A 1,251-nucleotide genomic window follows, 5' to 3' on the forward strand; every position below is an offset into this window, starting at 1 on the left:
TGCGACGAGGGCCCGTCCGGCGGGCCGTCGCCGCGGCCGTCGGCGTGGTCACGGTCGTGGGCCTGGTCGTGGGCGTGGTCACGGGCAGGGGCGTCCATGCGGGCATTTCCACCCCACCGCCCCCGCAACGGCAACAAAGGCCGAGGACGGCGGAGACCCGCTAGGGTCTGTCGTCAAACTCCCGTCGTCGCCCGGAGGGCGGCCCTGCGGCGTCTGGTGCGTGCTCTCGGTGCGCCGGGCGGAAGCCCGCGTACTGGACGTACTTGGCTTTCGCCCGGTGCGGCGAGAGCGCGTGCCAGGCGTCGCGGGGCAGACGGGAGTTTGACGACAGACCCTAGGGAAGGAAGCGGGCCGACTTCAGCGCCAGTTGCTCCGCGAAGTAGGCCGGCGCGTCGGGACGCATCCGGGCCAGCGCCACCATCCCGGTGATGATGACGTCGCACACCTCGTCGTGCACGTCGTCCCAGCTGTGCGAGTGCCCCTTGCGCGGGTTGCTCCCCGTCGCGCCGATCACCGCCTGCGCGGCCTCGCCGAACTCCTCGCCGATCTTGAGCACTTGCAGGACGTGGCTCTGCGGAGGGTGCACCCCGCGTGCGGCGGCGGCCGCTTCGAAGTGGGCGGCGAGGGCGCGGACCGTGTCCCAGGGGGCGGAGTTCACTGCCGGACCCTGCCCGGCCGCAGCCGCCGCCACACCCCCGGGGCCGCGCTGATCAGCAGCGTCAGACCCACCGCCAGCACGACGCCCTTCCACGGTTCCGAGAACAGCGAGCCGCCCAGGATCCCGATCAGCCCGTACGTCGCCGCCCAGGCCACGCAGGCCGGCGCGTCCCCCCGGGCGAACCGGCGCAGCGGCAGCCCGCCCAGCAGGCAGGCCAGCATCACCGGGATCCGCCCCGCCGGGACCAGCCGCGACAGCACCAGCACCAGCACCCCGTGCTCGTCCAGCCTGCCCCGAGCCCGCTCCAGCCGCTCCGGCTCGGCCCGGCCCCGCAGGGACTCCAGCCACCGCGAGCCGCCCCGCGAACGCACCCCGCGCGACCCCAGCCAGTACAGCGCGACGTCCCCGCAGAAGGCCGCCAGCGCGGCCACCGCGATCACCAGCAGCACCCCGAGCGGCAGCGACCGCTGGTGGAACGCCACCACCGCCGCCGAACTCACCAGCGCCCCCGTCGGGATCACCGGCACCAGGGCCCCCAGCGCCACCAGCACGAACAGCGCCGGATAGCCCACCGCCTGCTGCGTGGTCTCCGG

Annotated in this window: 2 protein-coding genes; both read right to left on the reverse strand. The window is 74.7% G+C overall.

Annotation, left to right across the window (positions count from 1 at the left end):
* Positions 1 to 334 precede the first annotated feature (334 nt).
* Positions 335 to 658 carry a MazG-like family protein gene (locus SSNG_RS29015; RefSeq protein ID WP_007267497.1) on the reverse strand — a complete coding sequence of 108 codons (324 nt, stop codon included), beginning with the start codon at positions 656 to 658 and terminating at the stop codon, positions 335 to 337.
* A partial coding sequence (locus tag SSNG_RS29020) for a VTT domain-containing protein (protein WP_063749918.1) occupies positions 655 to 1,251 on the reverse strand: 597 nt, incomplete at its 5' end. The genes SSNG_RS29015 and SSNG_RS29020, both read right to left, overlap by 4 nt.

The organism is Streptomyces sp. C (assembly GCF_000158895.1).
GTDB classification, from domain to species: Bacteria; Actinomycetota; Actinomycetes; order Streptomycetales; family Streptomycetaceae; genus Streptomyces; species Streptomyces racemochromogenes.